This window comes from Pseudonocardia sp. CA-107938, from assembly GCF_050936315.1.
In the GTDB taxonomy this organism is placed as follows: domain Bacteria; phylum Actinomycetota; class Actinomycetes; order Mycobacteriales; family Pseudonocardiaceae; genus Pseudonocardia.
Genome location: NZ_JBNJNA010000001.1, coordinates 3590474 through 3614144, shown reverse-complemented (window position 1 = coordinate 3614144; position 23671 = coordinate 3590474). Strand labels below are relative to the sequence as shown.

Annotated in this window: 25 protein-coding genes, 2 tRNA genes and 1 pseudogene; 14 read left to right on the top strand and 14 right to left on the bottom strand. The window is 72.9% G+C overall.

Annotated elements, in window-relative coordinates:
• The first annotated feature begins 3 nt into the window (after positions 1-3).
• Positions 4-855 carry a sucrase ferredoxin gene (locus ACQEVB_RS18070; RefSeq protein ID WP_432972479.1) on the top strand — a complete coding sequence of 284 codons (852 nt, stop codon included), beginning with the start codon at positions 4-6 and terminating at the stop codon, positions 853-855.
• 1 nt (position 856) lies between these two features.
• On the opposite strand, the gene ACQEVB_RS18065 is transcribed toward ACQEVB_RS18070, so the two are convergent.
• The 3 genes from ACQEVB_RS18065 to ACQEVB_RS18055 form a co-directional block, all read right to left on the bottom strand.
• Positions 857-2437, bottom strand: a complete 1581-nt coding sequence (locus ACQEVB_RS18065; protein WP_432972476.1) for a hypothetical protein — start codon at positions 2435-2437, stop codon at positions 857-859.
• Positions 2422-3201, bottom strand: a complete 780-nt coding sequence (locus ACQEVB_RS18060) for an ABC transporter ATP-binding protein (RefSeq protein ID WP_432972474.1) — start codon at positions 3199-3201, stop codon at positions 2422-2424. Before ACQEVB_RS18060 ends, ACQEVB_RS18065 begins: the two co-directional genes overlap by 16 nt.
• Positions 3202-3333: 132 nt before the next feature.
• Positions 3334-4863, bottom strand: a complete 1530-nt coding sequence (locus tag ACQEVB_RS18055; RefSeq protein WP_432972471.1) for a helicase HerA-like domain-containing protein — start codon at positions 4861-4863, stop codon at positions 3334-3336.
• 81 nt (positions 4864-4944) lie between these two features.
• Between ACQEVB_RS18055 and orn the strand changes: the two genes are divergently transcribed.
• The 3 genes from orn (at position 4945) to ACQEVB_RS18040 (ending at position 5849) form a co-directional block, all read left to right on the top strand.
• Entirely contained in the window at positions 4945-5547 is a 603-nt protein-coding gene (gene orn / locus ACQEVB_RS18050; RefSeq protein WP_432972468.1) for an oligoribonuclease, read from the top strand.
• Between the two features lie 67 nt (positions 5548-5614).
• Positions 5615-5690, top strand: a tRNA-His gene (locus ACQEVB_RS18045).
• An 83-nt stretch (positions 5691-5773) separates the two neighbouring features.
• Positions 5774-5849 (top strand) — tRNA-Lys (locus ACQEVB_RS18040).
• Positions 5850-6011: 162 nt separating this feature from the next.
• Here ACQEVB_RS18040 and ACQEVB_RS18035 read toward each other — a convergent pair.
• The 4 genes and pseudogenes from ACQEVB_RS18035 to ACQEVB_RS18020 all read right to left on the bottom strand — a co-directional run bounded on the left by ACQEVB_RS18035 (position 6012) and on the right by ACQEVB_RS18020 (position 7994).
• Positions 6012-6203, bottom strand: coding sequence for a hypothetical protein (locus ACQEVB_RS18035; RefSeq protein ID WP_432972465.1), 192 nt, complete (start codon positions 6201-6203; stop codon positions 6012-6014).
• A 381-nt stretch (positions 6204-6584) separates the two neighbouring features.
• On the bottom strand, positions 6585-6926 hold the full coding sequence (locus ACQEVB_RS18030) for a Scr1 family TA system antitoxin-like transcriptional regulator (protein ID WP_432972462.1): 342 nt from the start codon (positions 6924-6926) through the stop codon (positions 6585-6587).
• Positions 6927-7237: 311 nt separating this feature from the next.
• Positions 7238-7480 (bottom strand): annotated as a pseudogene (locus ACQEVB_RS18025) (helix-turn-helix domain-containing protein); the annotation flags it as partial.
• Complete coding sequence (locus tag ACQEVB_RS18020) at positions 7431-7994, bottom strand: DUF6879 family protein (RefSeq protein WP_432972459.1); 564 nt, start codon at positions 7992-7994, stop codon at positions 7431-7433. The pseudogene ACQEVB_RS18025 and the gene ACQEVB_RS18020, both read right to left, overlap by 50 nt.
• Before the next feature lie 266 nt (positions 7995-8260).
• Here ACQEVB_RS18020 and ACQEVB_RS18015 point away from each other — a divergent pair, with 266 nt between their 5' ends.
• Positions 8261-8473 (top strand): hypothetical protein, encoded by a 213-nt coding sequence (locus tag ACQEVB_RS18015; protein WP_432972456.1) that lies wholly within the window; start codon positions 8261-8263, stop codon positions 8471-8473.
• A gap of 132 nt (positions 8474-8605) precedes the next feature.
• Here ACQEVB_RS18015 and ACQEVB_RS18010 read toward each other — a convergent pair whose 3' ends face one another.
• Both ACQEVB_RS18010 and ACQEVB_RS18005 read right to left on the bottom strand, forming a co-directional pair.
• Complete coding sequence (locus ACQEVB_RS18010; RefSeq protein WP_432972453.1) at positions 8606-9541, bottom strand: LysR substrate-binding domain-containing protein; 936 nt, start codon at positions 9539-9541, stop codon at positions 8606-8608.
• A 28-nt stretch (positions 9542-9569) separates the two neighbouring features.
• Positions 9570-10925 carry a GH1 family beta-glucosidase gene (locus ACQEVB_RS18005; protein ID WP_432972450.1) on the bottom strand — a complete coding sequence of 452 codons (1356 nt, stop codon included), beginning with the start codon at positions 10923-10925 and terminating at the stop codon, positions 9570-9572.
• A gap of 156 nt (positions 10926-11081) precedes the next feature.
• On the opposite strand from ACQEVB_RS18005, the gene ACQEVB_RS18000 reads away from it, so the two are divergent.
• Together ACQEVB_RS18000 and ACQEVB_RS17995 are read left to right on the top strand one after the other, a co-directional pair.
• Positions 11082-12338: an MFS transporter gene (locus tag ACQEVB_RS18000; RefSeq protein ID WP_432972447.1), complete on the top strand. Its 1257-nt coding sequence runs from the start codon at positions 11082-11084 to the stop codon at positions 12336-12338.
• Positions 12328-13218 carry an endonuclease/exonuclease/phosphatase family protein gene (locus ACQEVB_RS17995; RefSeq protein ID WP_432972444.1) on the top strand — a complete coding sequence of 297 codons (891 nt, stop codon included), beginning with the start codon at positions 12328-12330 and terminating at the stop codon, positions 13216-13218. The genes ACQEVB_RS18000 and ACQEVB_RS17995 overlap by 11 nt, the downstream gene beginning before the upstream one ends.
• On the opposite strand, the gene ACQEVB_RS17990 is transcribed toward ACQEVB_RS17995, so the two are convergent.
• Positions 13209-13838, bottom strand: coding sequence for a TetR/AcrR family transcriptional regulator (locus tag ACQEVB_RS17990; RefSeq protein ID WP_432972441.1), 630 nt, complete (start codon positions 13836-13838; stop codon positions 13209-13211). The two genes, ACQEVB_RS17995 and ACQEVB_RS17990, sit on opposite strands and share 10 nt — an antisense overlap.
• Positions 13839-13925: 87 nt before the next feature.
• Between ACQEVB_RS17990 and ACQEVB_RS17985 the strand changes: the two genes are divergently transcribed.
• From ACQEVB_RS17985 to ACQEVB_RS17965, 5 genes are read left to right on the top strand one after another with little or no spacing between them, the layout of a single operon-like run.
• Complete coding sequence (locus ACQEVB_RS17985; RefSeq protein ID WP_432972438.1) at positions 13926-14867, top strand: TIGR03564 family F420-dependent LLM class oxidoreductase; 942 nt, start codon at positions 13926-13928, stop codon at positions 14865-14867.
• A 60-nt stretch (positions 14868-14927) separates the two neighbouring features.
• A complete protein-coding gene (locus tag ACQEVB_RS17980; RefSeq protein WP_432980429.1) occupies positions 14928-15632 on the top strand; it encodes a DUF899 family protein in 705 nt (234 codons plus the stop codon).
• Entirely contained in the window at positions 15629-15988 is a 360-nt protein-coding gene (locus ACQEVB_RS17975) for a hypothetical protein (RefSeq protein WP_432972435.1), read from the top strand. The genes ACQEVB_RS17980 and ACQEVB_RS17975 overlap by 4 nt, the downstream gene beginning before the upstream one ends.
• 45 nt (positions 15989-16033) lie before the next feature.
• Positions 16034-17128 (top strand): LLM class flavin-dependent oxidoreductase, encoded by a 1095-nt coding sequence (locus ACQEVB_RS17970; RefSeq protein WP_432972432.1) that lies wholly within the window; start codon positions 16034-16036, stop codon positions 17126-17128.
• Position 17129: 1 nt separating this feature from the next.
• Positions 17130-17729, top strand: coding sequence for an FMN reductase (locus tag ACQEVB_RS17965; RefSeq protein ID WP_432972429.1), 600 nt, complete (start codon positions 17130-17132; stop codon positions 17727-17729).
• Positions 17730-17744: 15 nt separating this feature from the next.
• Here ACQEVB_RS17965 and ACQEVB_RS17960 read toward each other — a convergent pair whose 3' ends face one another.
• Together ACQEVB_RS17960 and ACQEVB_RS17955 are read right to left on the bottom strand one after the other, a co-directional pair.
• Entirely contained in the window at positions 17745-17927 is a 183-nt protein-coding gene (locus tag ACQEVB_RS17960) for a DUF4241 domain-containing protein (RefSeq protein WP_432972426.1), read from the bottom strand.
• A gap of 220 nt (positions 17928-18147) precedes the next feature.
• Entirely contained in the window at positions 18148-19872 is a 1725-nt protein-coding gene (locus tag ACQEVB_RS17955) for an ATP-binding protein (protein WP_432972423.1), read from the bottom strand.
• 88 nt (positions 19873-19960) lie between these two features.
• Here ACQEVB_RS17955 and ACQEVB_RS17950 point away from each other — a divergent pair, with 88 nt between their 5' ends.
• Positions 19961-20740 (top strand): VOC family protein, encoded by a 780-nt coding sequence (locus ACQEVB_RS17950; RefSeq protein ID WP_432972420.1) that lies wholly within the window; start codon positions 19961-19963, stop codon positions 20738-20740.
• 103 nt (positions 20741-20843) lie between these two features.
• Positions 20844-22304 carry a hypothetical protein gene (locus ACQEVB_RS17945; protein WP_432972417.1) on the top strand — a complete coding sequence of 487 codons (1461 nt, stop codon included), beginning with the start codon at positions 20844-20846 and terminating at the stop codon, positions 22302-22304.
• Here the strand turns inward: ACQEVB_RS17945 and ACQEVB_RS17940 are convergent.
• The gene (locus tag ACQEVB_RS17940; RefSeq protein WP_432972415.1) at positions 22292-22753 is read right to left on the bottom strand and encodes a cupin domain-containing protein; all 462 of its coding nucleotides are present in this window, start codon (positions 22751-22753) and stop codon (positions 22292-22294) included. The two genes, ACQEVB_RS17945 and ACQEVB_RS17940, sit on opposite strands and share 13 nt — an antisense overlap.
• A complete protein-coding gene (locus tag ACQEVB_RS17935) occupies positions 22747-23493 on the bottom strand; it encodes an SDR family NAD(P)-dependent oxidoreductase (RefSeq protein ID WP_432972412.1) in 747 nt (248 codons plus the stop codon). The genes ACQEVB_RS17940 and ACQEVB_RS17935 overlap by 7 nt, the downstream gene beginning before the upstream one ends.
• Positions 23494-23671 lie beyond the last annotated feature (178 nt).

Sequence of the window (23671 nt, the reverse complement as noted above, 5' to 3'; positions counted from 1 at the left end):
GCGATGGCGGACGTCCTCGACTCCCGGTGCGCGGTCCTCGCGCTCACCGAACCCGTCGCGGGCACCGCACCGGTCGCGGCCGGCTGGGTCTGCGTCGAGCAGCGCGGCGCCTGGCCGCGCAACGTCGACGACCACGCCGACCCGTCCATCCGCGCGCTGCACCAGCGCGCGGCCGCCGTGGGCTGGAAGCTGCTGCTGATCCGCCGGCCGGGCCGGGCCCCGTCCGGGCCCACCCGGGTGCTGCTGGCCGACATCTCCCCGGCCGCGCCGCGCCTCACCACCCTGACCGTCGACGGCCCGGCCGAGCTGGACGCGATCGTCCCCGGTGAGACCGTCGGCGAGGAGTACTCCGGCGGCGTCCTGCTCGTGTGCACGCACGGCCGGCGCGACCGCTGCTGCGCGCTCGACGGCCGCGCGCTCGCGACCGCCGTGCGCAGCATCGGCGAGCCCGAGGTGTGGGAGTGCAGCCACCTGGGCGGGCACCGCTTCGCGCCCACCGCGCTGGTGCTGCCCACCGGCTACCTCTACGGCCGCATCGACACCGCGGGCGCCGCCGCCGCCGGGAAGGCCGCCGCGCTCGGCGAGGTGGAGATCGGGCAGTGCCGCGGCCGCTCCGCGTGGTCGCCAGCTGGCCAGGTCGCCGAGCTGGCGGTGCGCGAGCTGACCGGGCTGCGCGACGCCGCCGCCCTCACCGTCGCCGCAGGTGACGGGCCCGACGTGCTGGTCACCGCCACCGACGGCACCCGCTGGTCGGTCCCCGTGCGGCAGACGACGCGACCGGCGCGCCCGGCGTCCTGCGGCGCCGCCCCCACACCGTCGACGAGCTGGCACGCCGGCGAGCCGGTCGTCGTCTGACTCAGACCGGCACCCGCAGCACCGCGAGCACCTCGGGTCCGCGCAGCTCCAGCCGGCGCAGGGCGCGCCCGCCCCACCCCCACGCCGCACCGATCCCGCACGCGACCCCGACCGGGACGGCCAGCCAGCTCGCCACCGGGACCAGCCCCGTACCGCCCACCACCAGCAGGACCACGGCCGGGACGGCGACGGCGAGCTGGAGGAGCACCATCAGCATGCGGCGCATGACGTTCGCCATTCCGACACCGCTGTTGCCGGAGCCGAGGGGGTTGCGGCCCTTGCCGCTCGGCATCGGGAACGGCAGCTCGACCGAGGCGAGCAGCACCGTGCCAGCGCCCGCCCCCACCAGCGCCGGGACCAGTGCGAGCACCCACGGGTAGCTGTCCGTCGCGCCCGTGACGGCGGGCAGGACGATCGCCGCCACGACGGCCACCGGGCCGACGATCAGCACCCACGCCCACTGCCGGCCGCGGACGTCCGCCCGCACGGCGCCCGGGGTGGTGAGCGTCTGCCAGACAGCGGTGCCGTCCAGGCCGTAGAGGTTGCTGACCTGCATCGTCGCGAAGACGGCGATCCACAGCGGAGCGAACACCAGTCCCGCCGAGCCGACGCCGTGGAGGGAGAACGCCGGCAGCAGCAGGCCGATGAGGATCGAGATCAGCATCATCGTGCGGCGCTGCGCGTCCCGTCGCCACAGCGTGAGCTCCTTGCCGATCACCGCGCCCAGCGGGGTGTCGGGCAGCAGCGTCCGGCGCGCCGTGCGCGCGCTGCGGCCCGTCCGGCGCGGTCCGGCCGGCGACCCGCCGGAGGTCAGGCGGCGCACCAGCAACCGCGACCAGGCCAACACGAGCACCGCGTCGAGCACGGCGAGCGCGGCGAGCCAGCCCAGCGCCGGGAGCCACTGCTGCGCGGCCGCGGCGGCGACCGCGTTCGGGCCCCAGCCGCTCGGCAGCGCGCGCAGCGTCGCCGTGAGCGCCGGTGAGCTCTGGCCGACGACGATCGGGCCGACCTGCTCGAGCACCCACCGCGCCGGCAGGTAGGCGAGCCCGACCAGTGCGCCGAGCAGCACCCCGAGGTCGCGGCCGCGACGGGAGCCGAGCAGGTCACCGAGGCCCGCGATGACCACGCGGGACAGCAGCACCACGAGCCCGAGCTGGGCGGCGACCGCGGCGGTGGCCACGACCGCGGCCAGCACCCCGGCCGGGGCCGCGAGCAGGATCAACCCGCTGAACAGCACGAACGTCACGGGCACGGCCACGCCGACCAGCGACGCACCCAGCAGACCCACCGCCAGCCGGTGCGGCCGGATCGGCAGCAGCGCGAAGTTCTCCGGGCGCAGCGTCTCGTCGCCGCCGCCGGTGAGGACCGGGCCGAACAGCCAGCCCAGCATCCAGACGGCGAAGAGCGCCGACGCGACGTCCGTGCCGACGGTGATCCCGCCGTCCTGGGCGACGATGAACACCACGCCGACGGCGGCCGCCACCAGCCCGACGACCCCACCGATCGCGAACGAGGCGCCGCCCTTCCCGCGCAGCGTGTTGCGCAGGACGCGCGCCTTCATGCCGATCAGGACGCCAACCACGACAGCCCCTCCCCGCCACCGACGCGCCCGCCCACGAGCTCGACGAACGCGTCCTCGAGGCTGCCCGCGCCGCGCACCTCGGCGAGCGTGCCTGCGGCCACGACCCGACCACGCGTGATCACCGCGACCCGGTCGCAGATCGTCTCGACCAGCGACATCACGTGGCTGGACAGCACCACGGAACCGCCGGCGGCCACGAAGCGGGTCAGGATGGTGCGGATCGTCGACGCCGACACCGGGTCGACGGCCTCGAACGGCTCGTCGAGCACCAGCAGCTTCGGGGCGTGGATCAGCGCCGTCGCCAGGCCGATCTTCTTGCGCATCCCCGCCGAGTAGTCGATCACCATCGTGCCGTCGGAGTCGGTCAGCTCGAGTACGCGCAGGAGCTCGTCGGCGCGCTCGGCCGCCGTCGCGCGGTTCAGGCCGCGCAGCCGCGCCGTGTAGGTCAGCAACTCCCGTCCGGTGAGGCGCTCGGGCAGCGACAGCCCGTCCGGCAGCACGCCGACCAGCTCCTTCGCCCGCGTCGGGTCCGCCCACACGTCGTGGCCGAAGATCCGCGCGACGCCTGCGTCGGGCCGCAGCAGCCCCACCGCCATCGACAGCGCCGTCGTCTTGCCGGCTCCGTTCGGGCCCACGAGCCCGAAGAACGAACCGCTCGGCACCGTCAACCACAGGTCGTCGACCGCGACCGTCGCCCCGAACCGCCTGGTGAACCCGTCGATCGCCAACGCGGTGGCACCTCGATGGATCTCGCGCACGTCCACGACGCCTCCCTCCCCGGCTGCACCACCCACGGGTGCCCGATCAGGAGCGAGGGTGCGGCACCGGCAGGCGTCCGCACAGCAAGGTCGAGGCACGCGTCCGTCAGGAGTCCCTTACCGCCGGGACACCCCGCGTCAGCGGCGGCGCGTGCCGAACAGGCCGCGCGTGATCTCCCGGCCCAGCGCGCTCGCCGCGGAGCGCAGGAACGACTTCACCACCGGCGAGCCCAGCACCTCGGCCACCATGCCCGGCTCCTCGCGCTGCTGGCGAGGCGGGGGCGGCGGCGCGTCGTCCGGCGGGGGCGGCGGCGGGGGCGCCTCCGCGATCTTGGCGGTGAGCTTCTCGTAGGCGGACTCGCGGTCGACGGTCTCGCCGTACTTCGGGTAGAGCGGCGACGCCTTCGCGGCCGCCGTGACGTCCGCGGCGCCGATGGCCGCCATCAGCGACCGCGGAGCCCGCATCCGCGCCCACGCCACCGGCGTCGGCGCACCCCGCTCGGACAGGACGGTGACGATCGCCTCGCCGGTGCCCAGCGAGGTGAGCGCCTCCTCCATGTCGTAGTTCTTGGTGTTGGGGTAGGTGCGGACGGTCTTCTTGAGCGCGTCCTGGTCCTCCGGCGTGAACGCGCGCAGCGCGTGCTGGATGCGCGCACCCAGCTGCGACAGCACGTTGTTGGGGATGTCGGTGGGCAGCTGCGTGCAGAAGAAGACCCCGACGCCCTTCGACCGGATCAGCTTGACGGTCTGCTCGATCCGCTCCAGGAACGCCTTCGACGCGCCGTTGAACAGCAGGTGCGCCTCGTCGAAGAAGAAGACGAGCTTGGGCTTGTCGAGGTCGCCCGCCTCGGGCAGGTCCTCGTACAGCTCGGCGAGCAGCCACATCAGGAACGTCGAGAACAGCCGCGGGTTCGCCGCCTGGTCGGCCAGCTCCAGCAGCGTGACGACGCCCTTCCCGTCGACCTGGCGCATGAGGTCGCGCGGGTCGAACTCGGGCTCGCCGAAGAAGTCCTCGCCGCCGGCGGCCTCCAGGTTCACCAGCGCCCGCAGGATCACGCCCGCGGTGGCCGAGGAGACCCCGCCGATGCCCTTGAGGTCGGCCTTGCCCTCGTCGCTGGTCAGGTGCTGGATGACCGCGCGCAGGTCCTTGGTGTCGAGCAGCGGCAGGCCCTGCTGGTCGGCCCAGTGGAAGATCAGGCCGAGCGTCGACTCCTGGGTGTCGTTGAGGTCGAGGACCTTCGACAGCAGGATCGGCCCGAACTGCGTCAGCGTGGCCCGGATCGGCACGGCGCTGCTCGACCCGCCCAGCGACAGGAACTCGACGGGGAACCCGGTCGCCACCCAGTCGTCGCCCGTGTCCTCGGCCCGCGACTCGATCTTCGGGTTGGACTCCCCCGGCCGCGCCATGCCGGACAGGTCGCTCTTCACGTCCGCCAGCAGCACCGGCACGCCGGCGGTGGAGAGCTGCTCGGCCAACCCCTGGAGCGTCTTCGTCTTGCCGGTGCCGGTCGCGCCGGCGACCAGCCCGTGCCGGTTCAACGTCGCGAACGGGATGCGCACGCGCGCGGATGGATCGACGACGCCGTCGATCACGACCGTGCCGAGCTCGAGCGCCCCGCCCTCGGTCGCGTAGCCGGCGGCGATCTCCTGGGCAGCGGTGTTCCCCACGGCGCCGGAGCGTAGCGCCACACCGCCCCCGGCGTGCCGCAACCCGGCCGACCAGCACCGGCGGGGCTACTGTGACCCGTTGTGAACGACCGGATCGTGTGGATCGACTGCGAGATGACGGGGCTCGACCTCACCAAGGACGCGCTCATCGAGATCGCGGTCCTGGTGACCGACGGGGACCTGAAGGTGCTCGGCGACGGCGTCGACGTGGTGATCCACGCGCCCGACGACGTCCTCGACGGGATGCCCGACGTGGTCCGCGAGATGCACGCGAAGTCCGGCCTCACCGACGCGGTGCGCGCCTCCACCATCGACCTCGCCACCGCGCAGCGGATGGTGCTCGACCACGTCCGCGAGTTCGTGCCCGAACCCCGCATCGCCCCCCTCGCCGGCAACTCCATCGCCACCGACCGCGGGTTCATCGCCCGCGACATGCCCGAGCTGGACGAGCACCTGCACTACCGCATGATCGACGTCAGCTCGGTGAAGGAGCTGTGCCGGCGCTGGTTCCCCCGCGTGTTCTACGCGAAGCCGGAGAAGGGCCTCGCCCACCGCGCCCTCGCCGACATCGAGGAGTCCATCCGCGAGCTCGCCTACTACCGCGACACCCTGTTCGTCCCGGCCCCCGGCCCGACGTCCGAGCAGGCCCAGGCCGTCGCCGCCCGCCTCGTCGCCGGCGGCTGATACCCGTTTCCGGGCGGTGCGGACGGCACGCTAAGCTTGGTGAGCGCCCGGTTCACCGGGCGGCATGGTGGGTGTAGCTCAGCTGGTAGAGCACCTGGTTGTGGTCCAGGGGGCCGCGGGTTCAAGTCCCGTCACTCACCCCATGTCGCGGCTCACCCCGCTGCACGGCACGGGATCAGCGTCTGTTAGCGTTGATCCAGCGCCGGGCAGCAGGGCGCAACGACAGGCGCCGTTAGCTCAATCGGCAGAGCAGCTGACTCTTAATCAGCGGGTTCGGGGTTCGAGTCCCTGACGGCGCACCACACCAGCAGGCCAGAGCGATACAGCTCTGGCCTGCTCGTGGTTTCGGGACCATCGAACCCTGTGTCACCGGCCAGCTCGCGCATGGCCGGGTTGCGGACGTCTCCGTCCGCAACCCGCAATCGAACGCCGGCGGTTCCGCCGTGACGAGAGCCGTACCGGCGTTACGCCCGACGCCGCTCCGCCCGGGCGCCGGGGACGGTGAGCCCGAGCATCGCCAGGGTCTCCGCGCAGTCCGCGGCGTCGGTGGCGCGACCGGCCACGACACGCGCGGCGCGCGCCTGCTGCTCCTCCTCGTGCAGGACGCCGGCGGCGTGGTTGGCCGCGAACTCGCCGGGAACGAGGGGGGTCGACATTCCGGTCCACGTCATGTGCCGTGACTCCGATCCCGCAGCCGGCACGGAGGCCGCGCGCGGTCAGCGCCGGGACGGCGATCTGCACGAGGCGCGCTCCAGCGGTGCGGCACGACCCACCCGGCACGCATGACGCTACGCGTCGACCCGGCCCCCACCGCCGCCCGACCCCGGATCGTGACCTTCGTCGGCCGACCGGTCGCACCGCCGCGCACGTCGCTCGAGGCGAGTCGGGCGCAGTCGTCTGCCCCCACAACACGATCGACGCTGGTCCAGGAGCGAGTGCAGGCCCTCACGGCGTGTCCGTAGCGGCTCTGAGCCCATAGCCGCCGGTGCCCGCGTCCGCTTCGAGCGGAAGCAGGTCCACAGCTACGTGGTAAGGCCTCAGGGCCCGTCGAGTTCCCGCAACGCTCTCTCGATGAGCTCAGCGGCGGCTCGGCCCCGGACACTCTCGGCCCGAACTGCGTCGAACATGGCCACGTAGCGGCCGATCTCCTGCGGTCGGGTCACCTTGATCGCGGCGGTCGGTGTTTCGAGTGCCGCCGCATTGTCGTCGAGGATCCAGAAGCCGACGGTGGCGAACGCGTGCCGCACGGCCCCGGCCGGGATGATGCCGATCTCGACGTTGCGCCGTCGGACCAGTTCCCGGAGGTGCGTGAGTTGCTCCGCATGCGCCGTCTCGTCCGTGAATCGGGTGCGCAATGCCTGCTCGCCGAGCACGACCACGAGCCGCCGATGGGTTGCAAAGCCACCGCGGTCCGCTGGAGGCGATCGGCGACGGCCGCCTCTGTGTCATCCGGCGCGTCGAGGAAGCCGTACCAGAACGCGAGCATGGCCCGGTAGTACGCCTCCGTTTGGAAGACGCCCGGCATCACGATCGGTTCGTGGATGCGGAACAGCCGCGTTCGTCGGTAGGACGCCAGCGAATGTGGCTGACTGAGCCGCTTCATCCCGGCGCGCGAGAGGCGTGCCCACTCCTGGTAGGCGCCTTCGACCTCCCGTGCAGTGGCCAAGAGGTCCGGGATCTCGGGTTCAGCAGAGCAGGCCACGCACCAGTCCCGGATGTTCTGTTCGGTCGGCGGCTGGCCGCCGTTCTCGATCCGGCTGACGCGCGTGACGTGCTGGCCGGTCGCTGTCGCGACGGCGTTCTGCGTCATTCCCGCGGACCTGCGCAGCTGCCGCAAGCGGGAGCCCAGCTCACGGCGCGCCTCGGCGGCGATGCTCGTCGGGTCAGAGCTCGGCAACCGGCACGGCCAACTTCCACACGGTCTCGAAGGCACGCCGGCAGGAATCGACGATGTCGGACTCGTCGATGACCTCGAACGCCGTATTGGTGCCGTCGCCCGCGTAGTGCAGGAACAACGCGAGCGCGTCGTCGAAGACGTAGAAGTCACCGCTCGCCGGCAGCAGCACGTCGATCAGACGCTGCCGCGAGATGTATCGGTTGTCCTCCCCGGCCTCGACGAACGCCTCGACGAAACTGCCGACCCACTGCTGGTACTCGCTCATCGGCTCCGACACGACACGCAGCCGTCGACAGCTCCGCCCAGCAACGCGATGCGCTCGCAGGGTGCGGAAGTACGGCTCGCACCATTGCAGGTCATCGGGCTCGCCGCGCCGCCACTTCGCCCAGTGCGGCGACTCGGTCGCGGTGCCGTACGAGTCCCGTGTCTCCAAGTGCACGAAGGACGACTCGATGCCCGCGCAAAGTGCATCGAGTTCGTCCGCGGTGGTGAACCTTCTCGTCACGGTTGTGGGAAGAAGGGAACCAACCGGTCCGGGATCTCGGCGCACGTCTCCCCCTCCGGGATGTTCATCGTCGCCAGAGCGTCGGCGTCGGTGACGGTCCACCCCTGCACGATCCACGTCCCACGGTCGGTCCGGTACAGCGTGGGCGATCCGTTCGGCACGGAGCCTGGGATCCACGGCAACAAGTTCAAGTCGTACGACAGTGGCCTCACATGTCCACAACGTCAAGCTGCAAGTTTCTGCAACATGCTGGTCAGATGCCATTCTCTGCGCGTCTGATGTGCGTCGCACACGAGGACGCCGGTGTTCACGTGCGCACCGAGATCGCCATCGTCCTGGCGGGCGGTGAGCCTGCTGTCTGGCAACGGCTGATGGGCGACCACGTCTCGGACGCCTCAGGACGATGCATCGCCTGCCGCGTCCACGGCGTCGGCGGTCCGCGCTGGCCCTGTTCGCTACGGGCGGTCGCGGAGGCCGCGCACGAGCTGGTTCGGTCCGACCGCCAAATGCCCGCCGACCGCTGAACCGTGGTTGGAGGCTTGTGAGCGAGCGCCGACCACATCCGGTCGATCATGGGCAAAGCGTCGCCTGTCGATCTTCCCCAGCGACAGTTTGCCCTTGATCACCGCACCGTCGGCCCCGGCCGGCCCGACCACTCACGCACCCCCACCGAACGGGTGCTCGATCAACTCCACGACGCCGCGCTCCCGATCCCGCACCTGCTCCGCCACGGCGACGAAGCGGGCGATGAGGGGGTTGGTGGCGCCGCGGCGCCACGCGACGCCGGCGGGTGAGCCGGGGGCGTCGTCGATGGGCACGTAGCGGAGGTCGGCGCGGGGGGTCATGCGGGCCGCGGCCGCCACCGTTGCCGCGCAGGCCATCCCGGTGGCGACGACCTCGAGCTGCTCGGTGTGCGAGGTGGTGTGGGCGACGATGCGGGCGGGGCGGCCGTCGCGGTGGGCGTCGAGGGTCCAGAAGGAGCGGTAGGCGTCGTCGGAGGTCCGGCTCACCACCATCGGGAGGTCGACGATCTCGTGCACGGAGACGCTGCGCCGGCCGGCGAGCGGGTGCCGGCTGGAGATCGACAGCACCAGTGGTTCGACGAACAGCTGCACGAACTCGACGTCGTCGGCGCTGATCGGTTGCCGGACGAACGCGACGTCGTAGCTGCCGTCCGCGATCGCGCCCGCGGCGTCGGGTGGGGCCGCCTCGTGCATCTCGATGTGCACGCCCGGGTTCTCCTCGACGAAGGCGGCCATGATCGGCGAGGTCAGCTCCAGCGCCGCCCCGGTCACGAACCCCAGCCGCAGCGTGCCCACCTCGCCGCGGCCGGCGCGCCGGGCGGTCTCGAACCCGGCGTCGAGCACGGCGAGGGCCTCCCGCACCGCGGGCAGCAGCTGGTGGCCGGCCTCGGTCAGCTCGACCTTGCGGGTGCTGCGCCGGAACAGCGGCGTCCCGACGATCTCCTCCAGCTCCCTGATCTGCTTGGACAGCGCCTGCTGCGCGACGAACATCCGGGCGGCGGCACGCGTGAACTGCAGCTCCTCGGCGACGGCGACGAAGTAGCGCAGCCTGCGTGTCGACACATCCACAACGAGGAAGCGTAGATGCAGGTCGGGGTCATGAAGCGCCCTTGATCACGTCCCGGTACCAGCCGTAGGACGCCTTCGGGGTGCGCTGCAGCGTCGCGTAGTCGACGTGCACGAGTCCGAAGCGCTGCTCGACGCCCTCGGTCCACTCGATGTTGTCGGTGATCGACCAGACGAAGTAGCCGCGCACGTCGACGCCGTCGTCCATCGCCGCCCGCAGCGCCCGCAGGTGGCCGTCGAGGTACTCGATCCGGACGCCGTCGTCGAGATCTGGGGTGCCGGGCGGCGGCGACGTGCCGTTCTCCGTGACGTAGATCGGGGGCAGCGCCGCGCCGTAGCGGTCACGGAACGTCGTGAGGATCTCCCGGAACGCCTGCGGTGCCACCGCGCCGCCGAGCCCGGTCCGGGGGCCGTCGTACTCGTGCAGCGTGAACGGCAGCCCGGCCGGCAACGGCACACTCTCCACGACGGTGGTCGCGGTGTTCGAGGCATCCGCCGCCCCGACGATGGACGGGCTGTAGTAGTTGATGCCGTACCAGTCCAGCGGCGTCGAGATGATCCGCAGGTCGTCCGCGACGGGGCCGGGCAGCGCGGCCGCGAGGCCCGGGTCGGGGTAGCGGCCCAGCAGGATCGGGTCGGCGAACAACCAGTTGTTGAGGTCGTCGAAGATCGCCGCTGCAGCCACGTCGGCCTCGGAGGGGCTCGCCGGCCAGGTCGGCGCGTGGCTGGCCGCGATCCCGATGCGGTTCGCCCCGGCCGCGCGCAGCGCCTGGACGGCGAGCCCGTGCGCGAGCAACTGGTGGTGCGCGGTCGGCAGCGCGTCGAGCATCAGCTGCCGGCCCGGCGCGTGGTAGCCGATCGCGTAGCCGAGCATCGACACCTCGCGCGGCTCGTTCAAGGTGAGCCACATCGAGACGCGGTCGGCCAGCCGCTCCGCCACGACGGCCGCGTACTCGGCGAACCGGTGCGCGGTGTCGCGGACCAGCCAGCCGCCGGCGTCCTCCAGCGGCTGCGGGGTGTCCCAGTGGTACAGGGTCGCGACCGGCGCGATCCCGGCTGCGCAGAGCTCGTCGACGAGCCGGTCGTAGAAGTCCAGCCCGGCCGGGTTCACCGCGCCGCGGCCCGCCGGGACGACCCGCGGCCAGGCCACCGAGAACCGGAAGGCACCGGCGCCGAGGTCACGGATCAGGGCGACGTCCTCGGGGAAGCGGTGGTAGTGGTCGGTCGCGACCCGAGCCGGACCGCCGCCGGGCAGCCCGCGGCTCGCGTAGAACGTGTCCCACACGGACGGGCCGCGCCCGTCCTCGTCGACGGCGCCCTCGGTCTGGAACGCCGACGCGGCGACGCCCCACAGGAAGTCCGGCGGAAAGCTCAACCCCTCGACCACCCTCGGACCCTAGGGACGGCGGACGATCGGACGGAAACACCGGCTCCTGCCCCGATCCACAACCATTCGCATGTGGATCGACGTCGACTCCGGTGCTTCCCTCCACGATCCCGCGCTGTCATCTTTGGCCGACAGCGCCGAGGGATGGGGACGTTCATGGCAACGACCGAGGAGGCCCCCGCAGCACGATCCGCGTTGGCGGAGCCGACCACGCCGATCGGCGGCGGCTGGCTGACGTCGTGGACGGTGGCGCTGTCGGGCACCTACGCCGCCTACTTCGCCGTCGCCCAGGTGGTGCTGCCGAAGCAGGCCGACCTCGTCGCGGGTGCGAGCGGCAAGGTGGCGCTGATCGCCGTCGCCACGGCCGTGCAGTCGATCGTGAGCATCGTGGCCGTGCTGGCGGTGGGTGCCCTGTCCGACCGGACGACGGCCCGCCGCGGCCGACGCCAGGTCTGGGTGCTGGCCGGCGCGGCGATCACGGCGGTCGGGTTCGTGGCGCAGGCGTTCATGACCGACGAGTTCGGCGTGGTGGCGACGTGGGGCCTGTCGAACGTCGGCATCTCGATGGTGATCGGCGCGGCGTTCGCGACAGTGCCGGACGACGTGCCGGTGACCCAGCGGGCCTGGGTGTCGGCGTTCTTCGGCATCGCCGTGTCGGGCGGCCCGCTCGTCGGGATCGCGCTGGTCAGCCTGGTGGTGCTGGACGTCGCTCCGGGTTTCGTGGTGCTCGGGCTGCTGGCGCTGCTCTGCGCGCTGCCGTTCGCGTTCGGCACCCGGGGCCGGCGGTTGCTGCCCGCGGAACGTCCGGCGTTCTCGCTGCGCGCGCTGACCACCGAGATCGTGCGGCCGCTGCGGCACGCCGACTTCGCCTGGGCGTTCAGCGGCCGGTTCTTCATCCAGCTGTCCAACGCGCTGGCCCAGGTGTTCCTGTTCTTCTACCTGCAGGACTTCCTGCACCACCCGGACCCGGAGCTCGGCACGTTCATCCTCGTGCTGATCTACACGGTCGCGGTCGTGGTGGCCGCGCTGCCCGTCGGGCGGATCTCCGACCGCACGCAGCGGCGGAAGCGGATGGTCGTCATCTCCTCGGTGCTGCAGGGCGGGGCCGGGCTGATCTTCGCGTTCCTGCCGTTCTTCGAGGCGACGATGATCGGCACCGTGATCCTCGGCGTCGGCTACGGCGCCTACGCCGCCGTCGACCAGGCACTGATCACCCAGGTGCTGCCCAGCGCGGAGGACCGCGGGCGCGACCTCGGCGTCATCAACATCGCGAACGTGCTGCCCTACGCGCTGGCCGGTGTGTTCGGCGGCATCGTGATCAACTCGTTCGGCTACCCGACGCTGATGGTGCTCGTGCTGGTCACCGGTCTGATCGCGGCGTTGACGGTGCAGCCGATCAAGAGTGTCCGCTGACGCCGGGCTGCGGCTGCTCGCGTACAACGTCCTGCAGCCGCCGCTGCTGTCCTGGCCGCGGGCGCTCGTGCGGGCCGCCCGCGCGTACGAGGTGATCGTCGCCGCCGACCCGGACGTGGTGGTGCTCTGCGAGGCGTTCAGCGGCACCCCTGCGGCGCGGCTCGTCCGCCGGCTGCGGCAGGCCGGCTACCACGCCACCCCGCAGGTCGGCAGCCGCCGCGGACGCAGCGCCTGGACCAGCCGGTCCGCCGGCCGCGGCACGCGCACGGGCGGGGTGGTCGGCGGCGGCGTGGTGGTCCTGTCCCGGACGCCGATCCTGCAGCAGCACGAGCACGTCTTCGCCGCGACCCAGCCGGGTACGGAGGACGACTGGTGCGACAAGGGCGTCGCGCTCGTCCAGGTGGCGCACCCGGCCGGGCCAATCTGGGTGGCCGGCACCCATCTGCAGGCCGACGAGCCCGGCACCCCCGTCGCGGCGACGCGCGAGGTGCGGCAACGGCAGCTCGCCGAGATCCGCGACGCCGTCGGCGCCGTCGTGCCCGCCGACCAGCCGGTGCTCGTCGCGGGCGACCTGAACGTCGAGTACTACGCGACCGACGAGCGGGGGCGCCCCGCCGGCGTGGGCACGGCGTGGCAGCAGGCCGACGCCGCGTTGGGCGGGCGGATCGAGCCGGACGGGCCCATCCACGACTTCACGTTCGACGGCGCGCGCAACCCGCTGACCGGCGCCGCCTACCGGAGCTACCGCAACGTCCTGGACTACGTGGGCCGGCTCGACGGTGGCCGGCCGCTCCCGCGGATCTCCACCACCACGCTGGTCTCCGCAGGCGACGCGTCCGACCACTTCCCGGTGCTGGCGGAGGTCCACCGTCAGGTGTAGGCGTCGCCGATCCCGGAACGCAGCACCTCGAACGCCTGCTCGGCGGCGGCGACGGCTTCGGCGTGCAGCTCGGCCGCGGTCTCCCCACCGGCGATCCGGCGGACGTTCTCGTCGGCCAGCAGGTGCAGCGTGGTCGTGATCTGGTGGGCGACCACGCGGCTGACGAGGTCGGGGCGGCCGCCGGCGAGCGCCTCGGCGAGCGCCTCGGCCCGCCTGGCGGTGAACTCGCGGAGGCGCGCGGAGAGCGTGGGCGCGGCTTGCATCATCCGGTAGAGCGCGCGGACCTGCGGCGCATCGGTCAGACCCGTGATCGCGTCCCCCGCGGCGAGCCCGGCGAGGTAGTGGCGGCACAGGGCGGCCAACGGCGACTCGCCTGCTGCGCGCTCGCGCACGACGCGGGCCAGCTCGTCCTCGTGGTCGGCGATCCGGTGCACGACCAGGTCTTCCTTGGTCGGGAAGTGCTTGAACAGCGTCGGCTTCGACACCTCCGCGCGTGCCGCGACGGCCGCGCAGGAGACGGCGTCGAACCCGTGCTCCAGGAACATCGCGATGGCCGCGTCGGCGATCGCCTCGCGGGTGCGCTGCTTCTTCCGCTCACGGAGCCCGGTCGCTGGATCCACGACGGCATCGTAGCAACCGAGTCAATAAATTGATCGGGTTAACCCATCCTGGAAGACTCGCCGCGGAACCGACGAACGGAGAGCACCATGCGGATCGGCGTCGCCCTGCCCACCGACCACACCCGGCTCGCGACCGAGTCCAACTCGGTGGAGGCCCTGATCGACCAGGTCCGCGACCTGGCCGCCGCCGGCCTGACCGCGGCCTGGCTGACCCAGCGGCTCGACCACGACGCCGTCACCGTCGCCGCACTCGCCGCTCGAGAGGTGCCCGACATCGAGATCGGCACGGCCGTCGTGCCGATCTACCCGCGGCACCCCATCGCGCTCTCGATGCAGGCCCAGACCGCGCAGGCGGCGAGCCACGGCCGGTTCACCCTCGGCGTCGGCATGTCGGTGAAGGCGTTCGTCGAGCAGGCCTACGGGATCACGCCGCACCCGCGCGTCCGCCACCTGCGCGAGTTCCTGGAGGCCCTGCACGCGCTGTTCGAGACCGGGTCGGTGGACCTCACCGGCGACACCCTGGTCGCCAGGAGCCCGTTCCCGGGCGCGGTGCCGGGCGCCGCGCCGCGCGTGCCGGTGCTGGTGGCGGCCGCCGGCGAGCTCACCCTGCGCGCCGCCGGCGAGCTGGCCGACGGCGCGCTGCCGATCCTCTCCGGCCCGCGCACGCTCGCCGAGTACACCGTGCCCACCCTCACCCGGCACGCCGCCGCGGCCGGCCGGCCCGCCCCGCGGATCGCGGCGATCGTCTCCGGGGTCGTCACCGCCGACGTCGAGGGCGCCCGCGCGCGGATCGCGCAGAGCATGAACCCGTACGGCGCGATCCCCGCCTACCGCGCCGCCTTGGACCGCGAGGGGCTCGACCAGCCCGCCGACCTCGCCGTGGTGGGTGACGAGCAGCTGCTCGCCGACCAGGTCGCGGCGTACCTGGAGGCCGGGGCCACCGAGCTCGTGTACACGCAGACGGCGACCGGCTCCCGCGAAGACGAACGACGCACGTGGGCACTGCTGGGCGAGCTGGCCAAGCGTTGACGCAACTCATCAGTTGCCATATAGTCGCAACCCATGAGTTACCATAATTCCTTGCCACCCATGGTCGACCGCGCCACCTTCCAGGCCCAGCTCGACGAGCTGCGCGTCCGGGAGAAGGAGCACACCAGGGCGGGCGACGCGATCGCCGCCGCGCGCCGCCGCCTGCCGATGGTCGAGGTCGACCCCCACCTCGAGCTCACCGGCCCGGACGGCCCCTGCACGCTGCTGGACGCGTTCGAGGGACGCCGCCAGCTGCTCGCCTACTACTGGATGTGGCGGGCCGGACGGACGGCCGCCGAGCAGTGCGAGGGATGCACCTGGGACACCAGCCAGATCGGCGAGCTGTCCTACCTGCATTCCCGTGACATCACGTTCGCCGTGATCGCGCAGGGCCCGTACGCCGAGAGCCGCCGCTACCGCGACTTCCTGGGCTGGGAGATGCCCTGGTACGGCGCGCAGGGCGCCGCGCTGGACGAGCTGCTCGTCGGCCGCGAGGTCGGGATGATGTACCTGGTCGGCTACGTCCGCGACGGCGACCGCGTGTTCGAGACGTACTGGACGACGCGGCGCGGCGTGGAGGAGATGGACTACAGCTACGCGCTGATGGACCTCACCGTGCGGGGCCGGCAGGAGCCGTGGGAGGACTCGCCGGCCGGCTGGCCGCAGAACGCGACCGACGGCATGCGCCGGGACGGCCGCCCACTGCCGCAGTGGGCGCGGCTCGCCGCCGGGTTCTCCGACGACCTGACGGGTGCGGCGACATGACCATCCGCAGGTTCGTCGTCGACTACCTGCAGATGCTGGCCGCCATGGTCGCCGGGACGGTCGTGCTCGCGCCGCTCACCCAGGTGGGCCACCACTCCGGGACGGCGGCCGGGGCGCTGCTGATGGCGTCGACGATGTTCGCCGGGGCTGCCGCCTGGCAGTTCGTGCGGGGCCACGGCGGCGCTGCGATCGCGGCGACCGCCGTGGCCACGTACGGGCCGTTCGTCGCGCTCTTCCCGCTGGTGTGGCTCGGCGTGCTCGACACCGATGGCCTGATGGTGCTGGGCCACGTGCTGATGCTGCCGTCCATGGCCGTCACGATGCTGCAGCGCGGGAGGGAATGCGCAGGCCGCTGACCGCGTTCCACGCATCGTTGACGATGCAACAAACGGAGGCGGGTCATGCAGTTCGGTGTCTTCTCGGTCAGTGACATCACGACCGATCCCACGACGGGCACCACGCCGACCGAGGGCGAGCGGCTGGCCGCGGTGCTGAAGATCGCGGAGAAGGCCGAGGAGGTCGGCCTGGACGTGTTCGCGCTCGGCGAGCACCACAACCCGCCGTTCTTCTCCTCCTCCCCCACGACGACGCTCGCGTTCATCGCGGCCCGCACCCGGCGGCTGCAGCTGTCGACGGCCACGACGCTGATCACCACGAACGACCCGGTGAAGATCGCCGAGGACTACGCGATGCTGCAGCACCTCGCGGGCGGTCGTGTCGACCTCATGCTCGGCCGCGGCAACACCGGGCCGGTCTACCCGTGGTTCGGCCAGGACATCCGCGACGGCATCCCCCTCGCCGTCGAGAACTACGCGCTGCTGCGGCGGCTGTGGGACGAGGAGGTCGTGGACTGGGAGGGGAAGTTCCGCACCCCGCTGCAGGGCTTCACGTCGACCCCGCGGCCACTCGACGGCGTCGCGCCGTTCGTGTGGCACGGCTCGATCCGCAGCCCGGAGATCGCGGAGCAGGCCGCGTTCTACGGCGACGGCTTCTTCCACAACCACATCTTCTGGCCGCCCGTGCACACCAAGCGGATGGTCGAGTTCTACCGTCGGCGTTTCGAGCACTACGGGCACGGCGCCGCCGACCAGGCCATCGTCGGGCTCGGCGGGCAGGCGTTCATGCGGCGCAACAGCCAGGACGCGGTGCGCGAGTTCCGGCCCTACTTCGACAACGCGCCCGTCTACGGGCACGGCCCGTCGCTGGAGGACTTCACCCGCCAGACCCCGCTGACGGTCGGCAGCCCGCAGGAGGTCATCGACCGGACGCTCGGGTTCCGCGAGTACGTCGGCGACTACCAGCGCCAGCTGTTCCTCGTCGACCACGCGGGGCTGCCGTTGAAGACCGTGCTGGAGCAGCTGGACCTGCTCGGCGAGGAGGTCGTGCCGGTGCTGCGCCGCGAGTTCGCCGCGCTGAAGCCGGCGCACGTGCCGGACGCGCCCACGCACGAGTCGCTGGTCGCGGCCCGCGCCGCCAACGAGCTCGAGGTGGCCTGACATGGCCGAACGCACCATCGCCGTGATCAGCGCCGGGCTGTCGACGCCGTCGTCGACGCGGCTGCTGGCCGACCGGCTCACCGCCGCGACCGTCGCCGCGCTGCAGGAGCGTGGCGTGCCGGCCCGGGCCGAGGTCGTCGAGCTGCGCGAGCACGCCCGCGCGCTCGCCGACCGCCTCGTCACGGGGTTCGCCGACACCGCGCTGCAGGAGGCGCTCGACACCGTCGAAGGCGCGGACGCCGTCATCGCCGTCACGCCCGTGTTCACCGCGTCCTACAGCGGGCTGTTCAAGACCTTCGTCGACGTCCTCGATCCCGACGCGCTGGCCGGCCGGCCCGTGCTCGTCGCCGCGACCGCCGGCACCGCCCGGCACTCGCTCGTGCTGGAGCACGCGCTGCGCCCGCTCTTCGCGTACCTGCGGGCGGTGGTCGCCCCGACCGGCGTCTTCGCCGCGGCCGACGACTGGGGCGAGACCGGACTGGCGGAGCGGATCACCCGCGCCGCCGGGGAGCTCGCCGACCTCGTCGCGGCCCGTCCGGCGGTGGAGGTGGCGGACCCGTTCGCCGCGGCCACGTCGTTCACCGAGCTCCTGCAGCGCTGACCCCCGCACCCACGGTCATTCCACGACGAGCAGGTCGATGTGGACGGCGAGCAGCCGGCCGTCCGCATCGACCGTGCACAGCACCGGGAAGACGCCGTCGCCCCACCCGGAGTGCGCGAGGACGACGTTCTCCCCGGCCGTCGCCAGCGGCAGCTCGATGTTGGCGCACCCCTCCATGAGGTGCTCCGGCGAGTCCATCAGGGAACGCCCCTTCGGGCGGCGCCTCGCCCGACGAGTCGGCCGCGCGCACCGCGGCCGGCTCCCCCGGCGCGAGCACCACGCTCAGGTAGGCCTCACGGAGGTGGCTGCCGTCCTGCTCCTCCGACACGTCGGCGACGGTGACGTACACCGGGGCCCCGGGCGCAGGGCCCGGAACCGCTCCAGCTCGATCATGGGCGGACCGTACCGGCGCCCACCGTCAGAACGGCGCGTCGTCCTCGTCGGCGGACACCGCGGGCAGCCGGGCGAACGGGTCCCTGCGGGGCGCGGACCCGTTCGTGGCGGCACGCGGTTCGCCCGCCGACTCCGACAGGCGCGTCGCCCACGCCGGGAACGGGAACTCGACGGCCAGCGGCACCGGGATCTGCGGCTGGGAGACGAACATCGTGCCGGGCTTCGCGAGCACCGCGCGGGCCCGCTGGGCAGGCGGCAGGAACCCGTACTCGGGGCGGCCGGCCTCGGCCGGGTCGAGCCGGCCGACCACCTTCACCGACGAGTTGGAGACGATCCGCCGCTCGACCTCGCTGGCCGTCTGCTGGGCGCCGATCAGGATGATGCCCAGCGAGCGGCCGCGTTCGGCGATGTCGAGCAGCACCTCCTTGATCGGGCTGGAGCCCTCCCGCGGCGCGTACTTGTTCAGCTCGTCGATCATCGTGAACAGCAGTCCGGCGGCCCCGGAGGCCTCCTTGCGCGCGGTCTCCGTGGCCAGCACGACGCCGACGACGAACCGCTGGGCACGTTCGGGGAGGTTGTGCAGGTCGACGACGGTGACCTGGCGGCCTTCGGTGGTGACGCGGCGTGCGGGTAGGTCGGGCAGGTCGCCCCGCACCAGCGTGCGCAGCGGTTTCGCCGACGAGCGCAGCCGTCGCAGGAACGCGTTGACGGTGCCGGTGCCGGTGACGGGCCCGGCCCAGTCGCGCCGCGTGTCCTCGTCGAGCAGCTGGTCGGAGACGAACTCGACGAGGTCGTCGTAGGTGCGCAGGATGCGTCCGTCGATCTGGACGGCGCCGTCGCCGACGCCGGCCGCCTCCCGCTTGAGCCGGGCCGCGACCTGGTGGATGACCATCGTGTACTGGTTGCGCTCGTCCTCCGCGTCGGCGAAGACGTACGGCAGCAGCTCGCCGGCGCAGAACTCGGCGAGCGTCCACCAGAACGCGGCGACACCGCTGGTGCGGCCCGTGACGTGCGGTCGCCCTACCGGGTCGTCCGGCGTCGGCGGGGCGAAGAACCCGGCGGAGGCGAACGGTTCGGCGGGCAGCCCGAGGCGGGCGTAGTCGCCGCGGAGCTTGTCGTCCAGGTGCGTGTTGGCGTGGTCGAGGAACAGCAGGTCCTCGCCCTTCACGCTGAACACCAGCGCTTTCGCGTTCACCGCGCGCGGGCCGAGCGCGCCGCTGCGGAACAGCCCGTAGAGCAGGAACAGCGCGAAGCTGGTCTTCGTCGCGACCCCGGAAACGCCGCTGATCGAGACGTGGCCGCCGCGGGTCCCGTCGAGGAACTCCAGGTCGACGTAGACGGGCTCGCCGTCGCGGCCCATGCCGACGGGCACCTTGCGGCTCATGGCGTCGAAGTAGAGGGCTTCGGCGCGCTCCTCCCCGGTGGCCCGCCGCACCGGCGCGCCCGGCGTCGGCGGCACGTAGCACTCCGGCTCGACGCGGGTCGTGGTGATCTCCGCGATCTCCTGCACCTGCGCGGGCAGCACGCCGTCGGCGATGAGGAAGACGTCGGAGCCGAACGTGGCGCCCTCGTGCCGGGCCGTCACCTGCGTGACGACCCCGGACGTGCGAACCCGGCCGAACCCGGGGACGTCGCGCTCGGCCACGACCACGTCGTCGAGCTGCAGGTACTGCTCGGGGGCCAGCGCGACGCTCCACTCCAGCGGGGTGGAGTCCTCGGTGCCGACGACCCTGCCCACCGGTTCGCTCACGGCGGGGACGATAGGCCCCCGAACGGTCGACGCGTTCTGTCGGGGGTCGGTGGAAAGGTTCGCGGCCCACGCCTACGGAGGACGTCTCATGACCATCCGCACCATTCCGTGGCCCGCCGGCACGCCGTGCTGGGTCGACATGTCCGTCGCCGACCTCGACGCCGCGAAGGCGTTCTACGGTCCCGTCGTCGGCTGGACCTTCGCCGACACCGGCGAGGAGTTCGGCCACTACACGCTCTGCCAGCGCGACGGGCACAGCGCCGCCGCGATCTCGCCGCCGATGCAAGGTGCGCCCGGGCCCGTGCCGTGGACGGTGTACATCGCCAGCGAGGATGTCGCAGGCACCGCGAAGCTCGTCACCGAGAACGGTGGGTCGCTGCTCGTCGAGCCGATGGAGATCCCGCGGATGGGGGTGATGGCCGTCGCCGTCGACCCGACGGGTGGGGCGTTCGGCGTGTGGCAGGCCCACGACATGGTCGGCTTCGAGATAGCGAACGAGCCGGGCGGGGTCACATGGACCGACGTGCGGCTCACCGACCCCGAGGCCGGCGGCGCCTTCTACAGCGCGGTCTTCGGGTGGACCTACCAGCCCGTCCCTGGGGCGCCGGACGACTACGGCACGATCCACCTCTCCGCCGACGGCGCCCCGGTCGGTGGGCTGGGCGGCATGATGGGGGCGCCGGAGGGCACACCGTCGCACTGGCTCACCTACTTCTCGGTGGCCGACGTCGATGCCGCCGGCGGGCAGGCCACCGCGCTCGGCGCCGGCGAGCTCATGGCGCCCGTCACGAACCCGTTCGGCCGGATGGGCATCTACACCGACCCCACCGGTGCGGTGTTCGCCTTGCACCAGCAGGTGTCCGGCTGAACGCTGGCGACGTCACACATAGCTGGGCCCCTTCGCACACGTCCGGACGTGTGTGAAGGGGCCCGGTCATGTGTGAGGTCGGCGGATGCGCCACCCTTTCGGCGTGCCCCGCAGCTCCCCGTGGCGGCTCGCCATGGCGGCGGGCGCGCTCGCGCTCGCCGCAGCGGCCTGCTCGTCCGCCCCGACGCCGACCCGGCCGGTTCCGCCCCCGCCCGACCCGGAAGCGGCGGTGAGCTGGGCGACGAGCGAGCTCGACCCGTGCGCGCTGCTCTCGCCGGCGGTCGCCGCCGTCGAGGACGGCGGACCGGTCTACGCGGTGTCGCCGCACAGCTGCGCGATCGGGGGCACGGCGGACCAGCGGATCGTCGTGGCCGTGGGCACGGCGTTAGGCACGGCGGACCGGGCCGTCGCGGCACCGGTCGTCGTGGGTGACCGGCGCGCCTACCTGACGCGGGACGTGCCGATCGACCCGAAGGCGCGCTGCGCGGTGGACTTCCCGATCTCGCCGACCCGGTCGGTGCGCGTGTCCGCCCCGGCCGGCGAGGGCGATCTCGCCGGCTCCTGCGCCACCGCCACGACGATCGCGGAGCCGATCGGACGGGACCTCGCCGCGCCTGCCGAACGCGTCCGCGCGGCGGCACCCGGGGACGTCGGCCGGTGGGGCGCTTGCGACCTGATCGGCACGGCGCTGGGGTGGCAGGCCGATCGCGGCGCGTTCGCCCAACCCGACGCCGACACGTGCCGCGGCACCCCGCAGGGACCCGGCTCGGAGCCGTCGGTGCAGGTGCGGCTGTCCACCGGACCTGCCGTGCTGCCCGCGCCCGGCGCCGGTGAGCGGACGGTGCAGCTCGCCGGCGGCCCGGCGCTGCAGGCCGGCACCGCGGCGCAGTGCACGCTCACCGCGATCGCGCAGGTGCTGTCGGACGCCACGGCCCACCGCATCACGGTCGTGGTGCGTGAGGCGACGGACGACCCGTGCACCGCTGCCGCCGCCACCATGGCCACCCTGACCACGGCAGTGGCCGACGGACGCGCCGCAGCACCACCCGCACCGGCCGCCCTCGGGTACGCCCCGAGTGCTGCTGACGACCCGGTTCCGGCGGCGTGCGGCATCGGCGCCGCGCAGGTCGCGAGCTGCCGCGCCCCGCGCCGCGTCCCGCCGCCCGACTCCGCAGCAGCTCTGGTGGGCGGCGGCGCAGACCCGACCTGCGCGATGCTCGGCTCGGTCGCCGCGTCCGTCGGCGAGCTGGAGATGGCCGCCGCGGACGGCACCGGCTGCATCGGGCTGGCCGGTGACGGGTACGCGGTCACCGTCGGCGTCGCGCCGGGTGGGCAGCCGTGCGCCGGCTCGACGGTCCCACTGGCGGGTGGGCGGAGCGGCATCCGCTGCCCATCGGCGGCCGGCACGTTCGACCTGGCCATCCCGCTCGGCGGGCCGGTGCTGCGGATCACCGGCCAGACGCGTGCGCCCCGCGGCGACCGTGCCCGCACCCTTCCCGCCGACGCGGCCGAACAGCGCACGCGCGCACTCACCGACGCGCTGGTGACCCGCTACGTCCCCTGAGCCGGGCGGGTGAGGCCGGCGATGTCGGCCGCCGCCCCGGGGTAGTCGCGCTGCAGGTCGGCGCGCTGCCCCAGGCTGAACATCGCCCACTCGAACGGGGGAGCCATCGTCGTGCCGATCAGCGTCCACGCACCCGCGGAACGGGAGCCCTGCCACGTCCCGGCCGGCACGACCAGCTGCGGTCGCTCGCCGGCGGCCAGGTCCGACCCGAGCACCGGACGCTCCACCGTCCCGTCCGGGTGCAGCAGGAGCATCTGCAGCGGTGCGCCCGCGTAGTGGTGGTAGGTCTCGGCGGCGGTGAGGACGTGCAGCGCCGAGAAGTCGCCGTCGGCGAGCAGGTAGTAGATGGCCGACGAGTGGGCGTCGGCGTAGGTGCGACGGAACAACCCGCCCTCGTCGGGCAGCGGCTCGAGGCCGAGCAGCTCGGCGATCTCGGAGGCGGTCACCATCCCGTCGCCCCCATTCCGGCGTCGACGACCAGGTCGTGGCCGGTGACGGCCCGGGCCATCGGCGAGGCGAGGAACACGCACGCGTCGCCGACGGCGGCGGGCGACACCAGCTCGCCCAGTGGCGCGCGGGACCGCCAGCGCGCCACGCCGTCCGGCCAGTCGTCGGCGATCCCGGGCCGTTCCACCAGTCCCGGCGACACGCTGTTCACCCGGATCCGCGGCCCGTACTCGACGGCGGCCGCGCGCGCCAGCATCACGGTCGCCGCCTTCGCGGCGGCGTAGTGGGCGTGCCCGCGGGCCGGACGGCTGCCCTCGATCGACGCGACGAACGTGATCGATCCGCCGTCCGGCAGCACCGGCGCGGCGGCCTGCAGCGTGGCGAACGGGCCGGTCGCGTCCGCGTCGAGCACGGCGCGCCAGTCGGCGACGGGCATGCCCGGCAGGTCTGCGACGGGTTGGACGCCGGCCGCGGCGACCACGGCGTCGAGCCCACCCAGTCGTTCGCGGCACTGCGCGACCAGCCGGTCGCACGCGTCGGGGTCGGTGACGTCGGCGGCGAGCGCTTCCGCCCGTCCACCGTTCGTCACGATCTCGGCTACGACTGTTCTCGCCCGCTCGGCGCCGGTGCTGTAGCCGACGCCCACCGCTGCGCCTGCGGCCGCGAAGCGGCGGGCGATCGCGCTGCCTATGCCGCCGGAGGCGCCGGTCACGAGCACCACGGTGTGGTTGAGGTCGATCACGGTGCTCAGTCTGCCGGGGGCGGTTCTGATGCCTCCTGAACTACGGGGTAGCGCCGTTGGGGTGTCCGGTCTGTGTTGCGGCGCTGCCCGGGTTTTCAAACGAATAATGTGGTCGGCTTGGCGGCCGTACCCGACTGGGAACTCTGTCTGACTGCCTCCCCTCGGTTTGCTTGCGTGG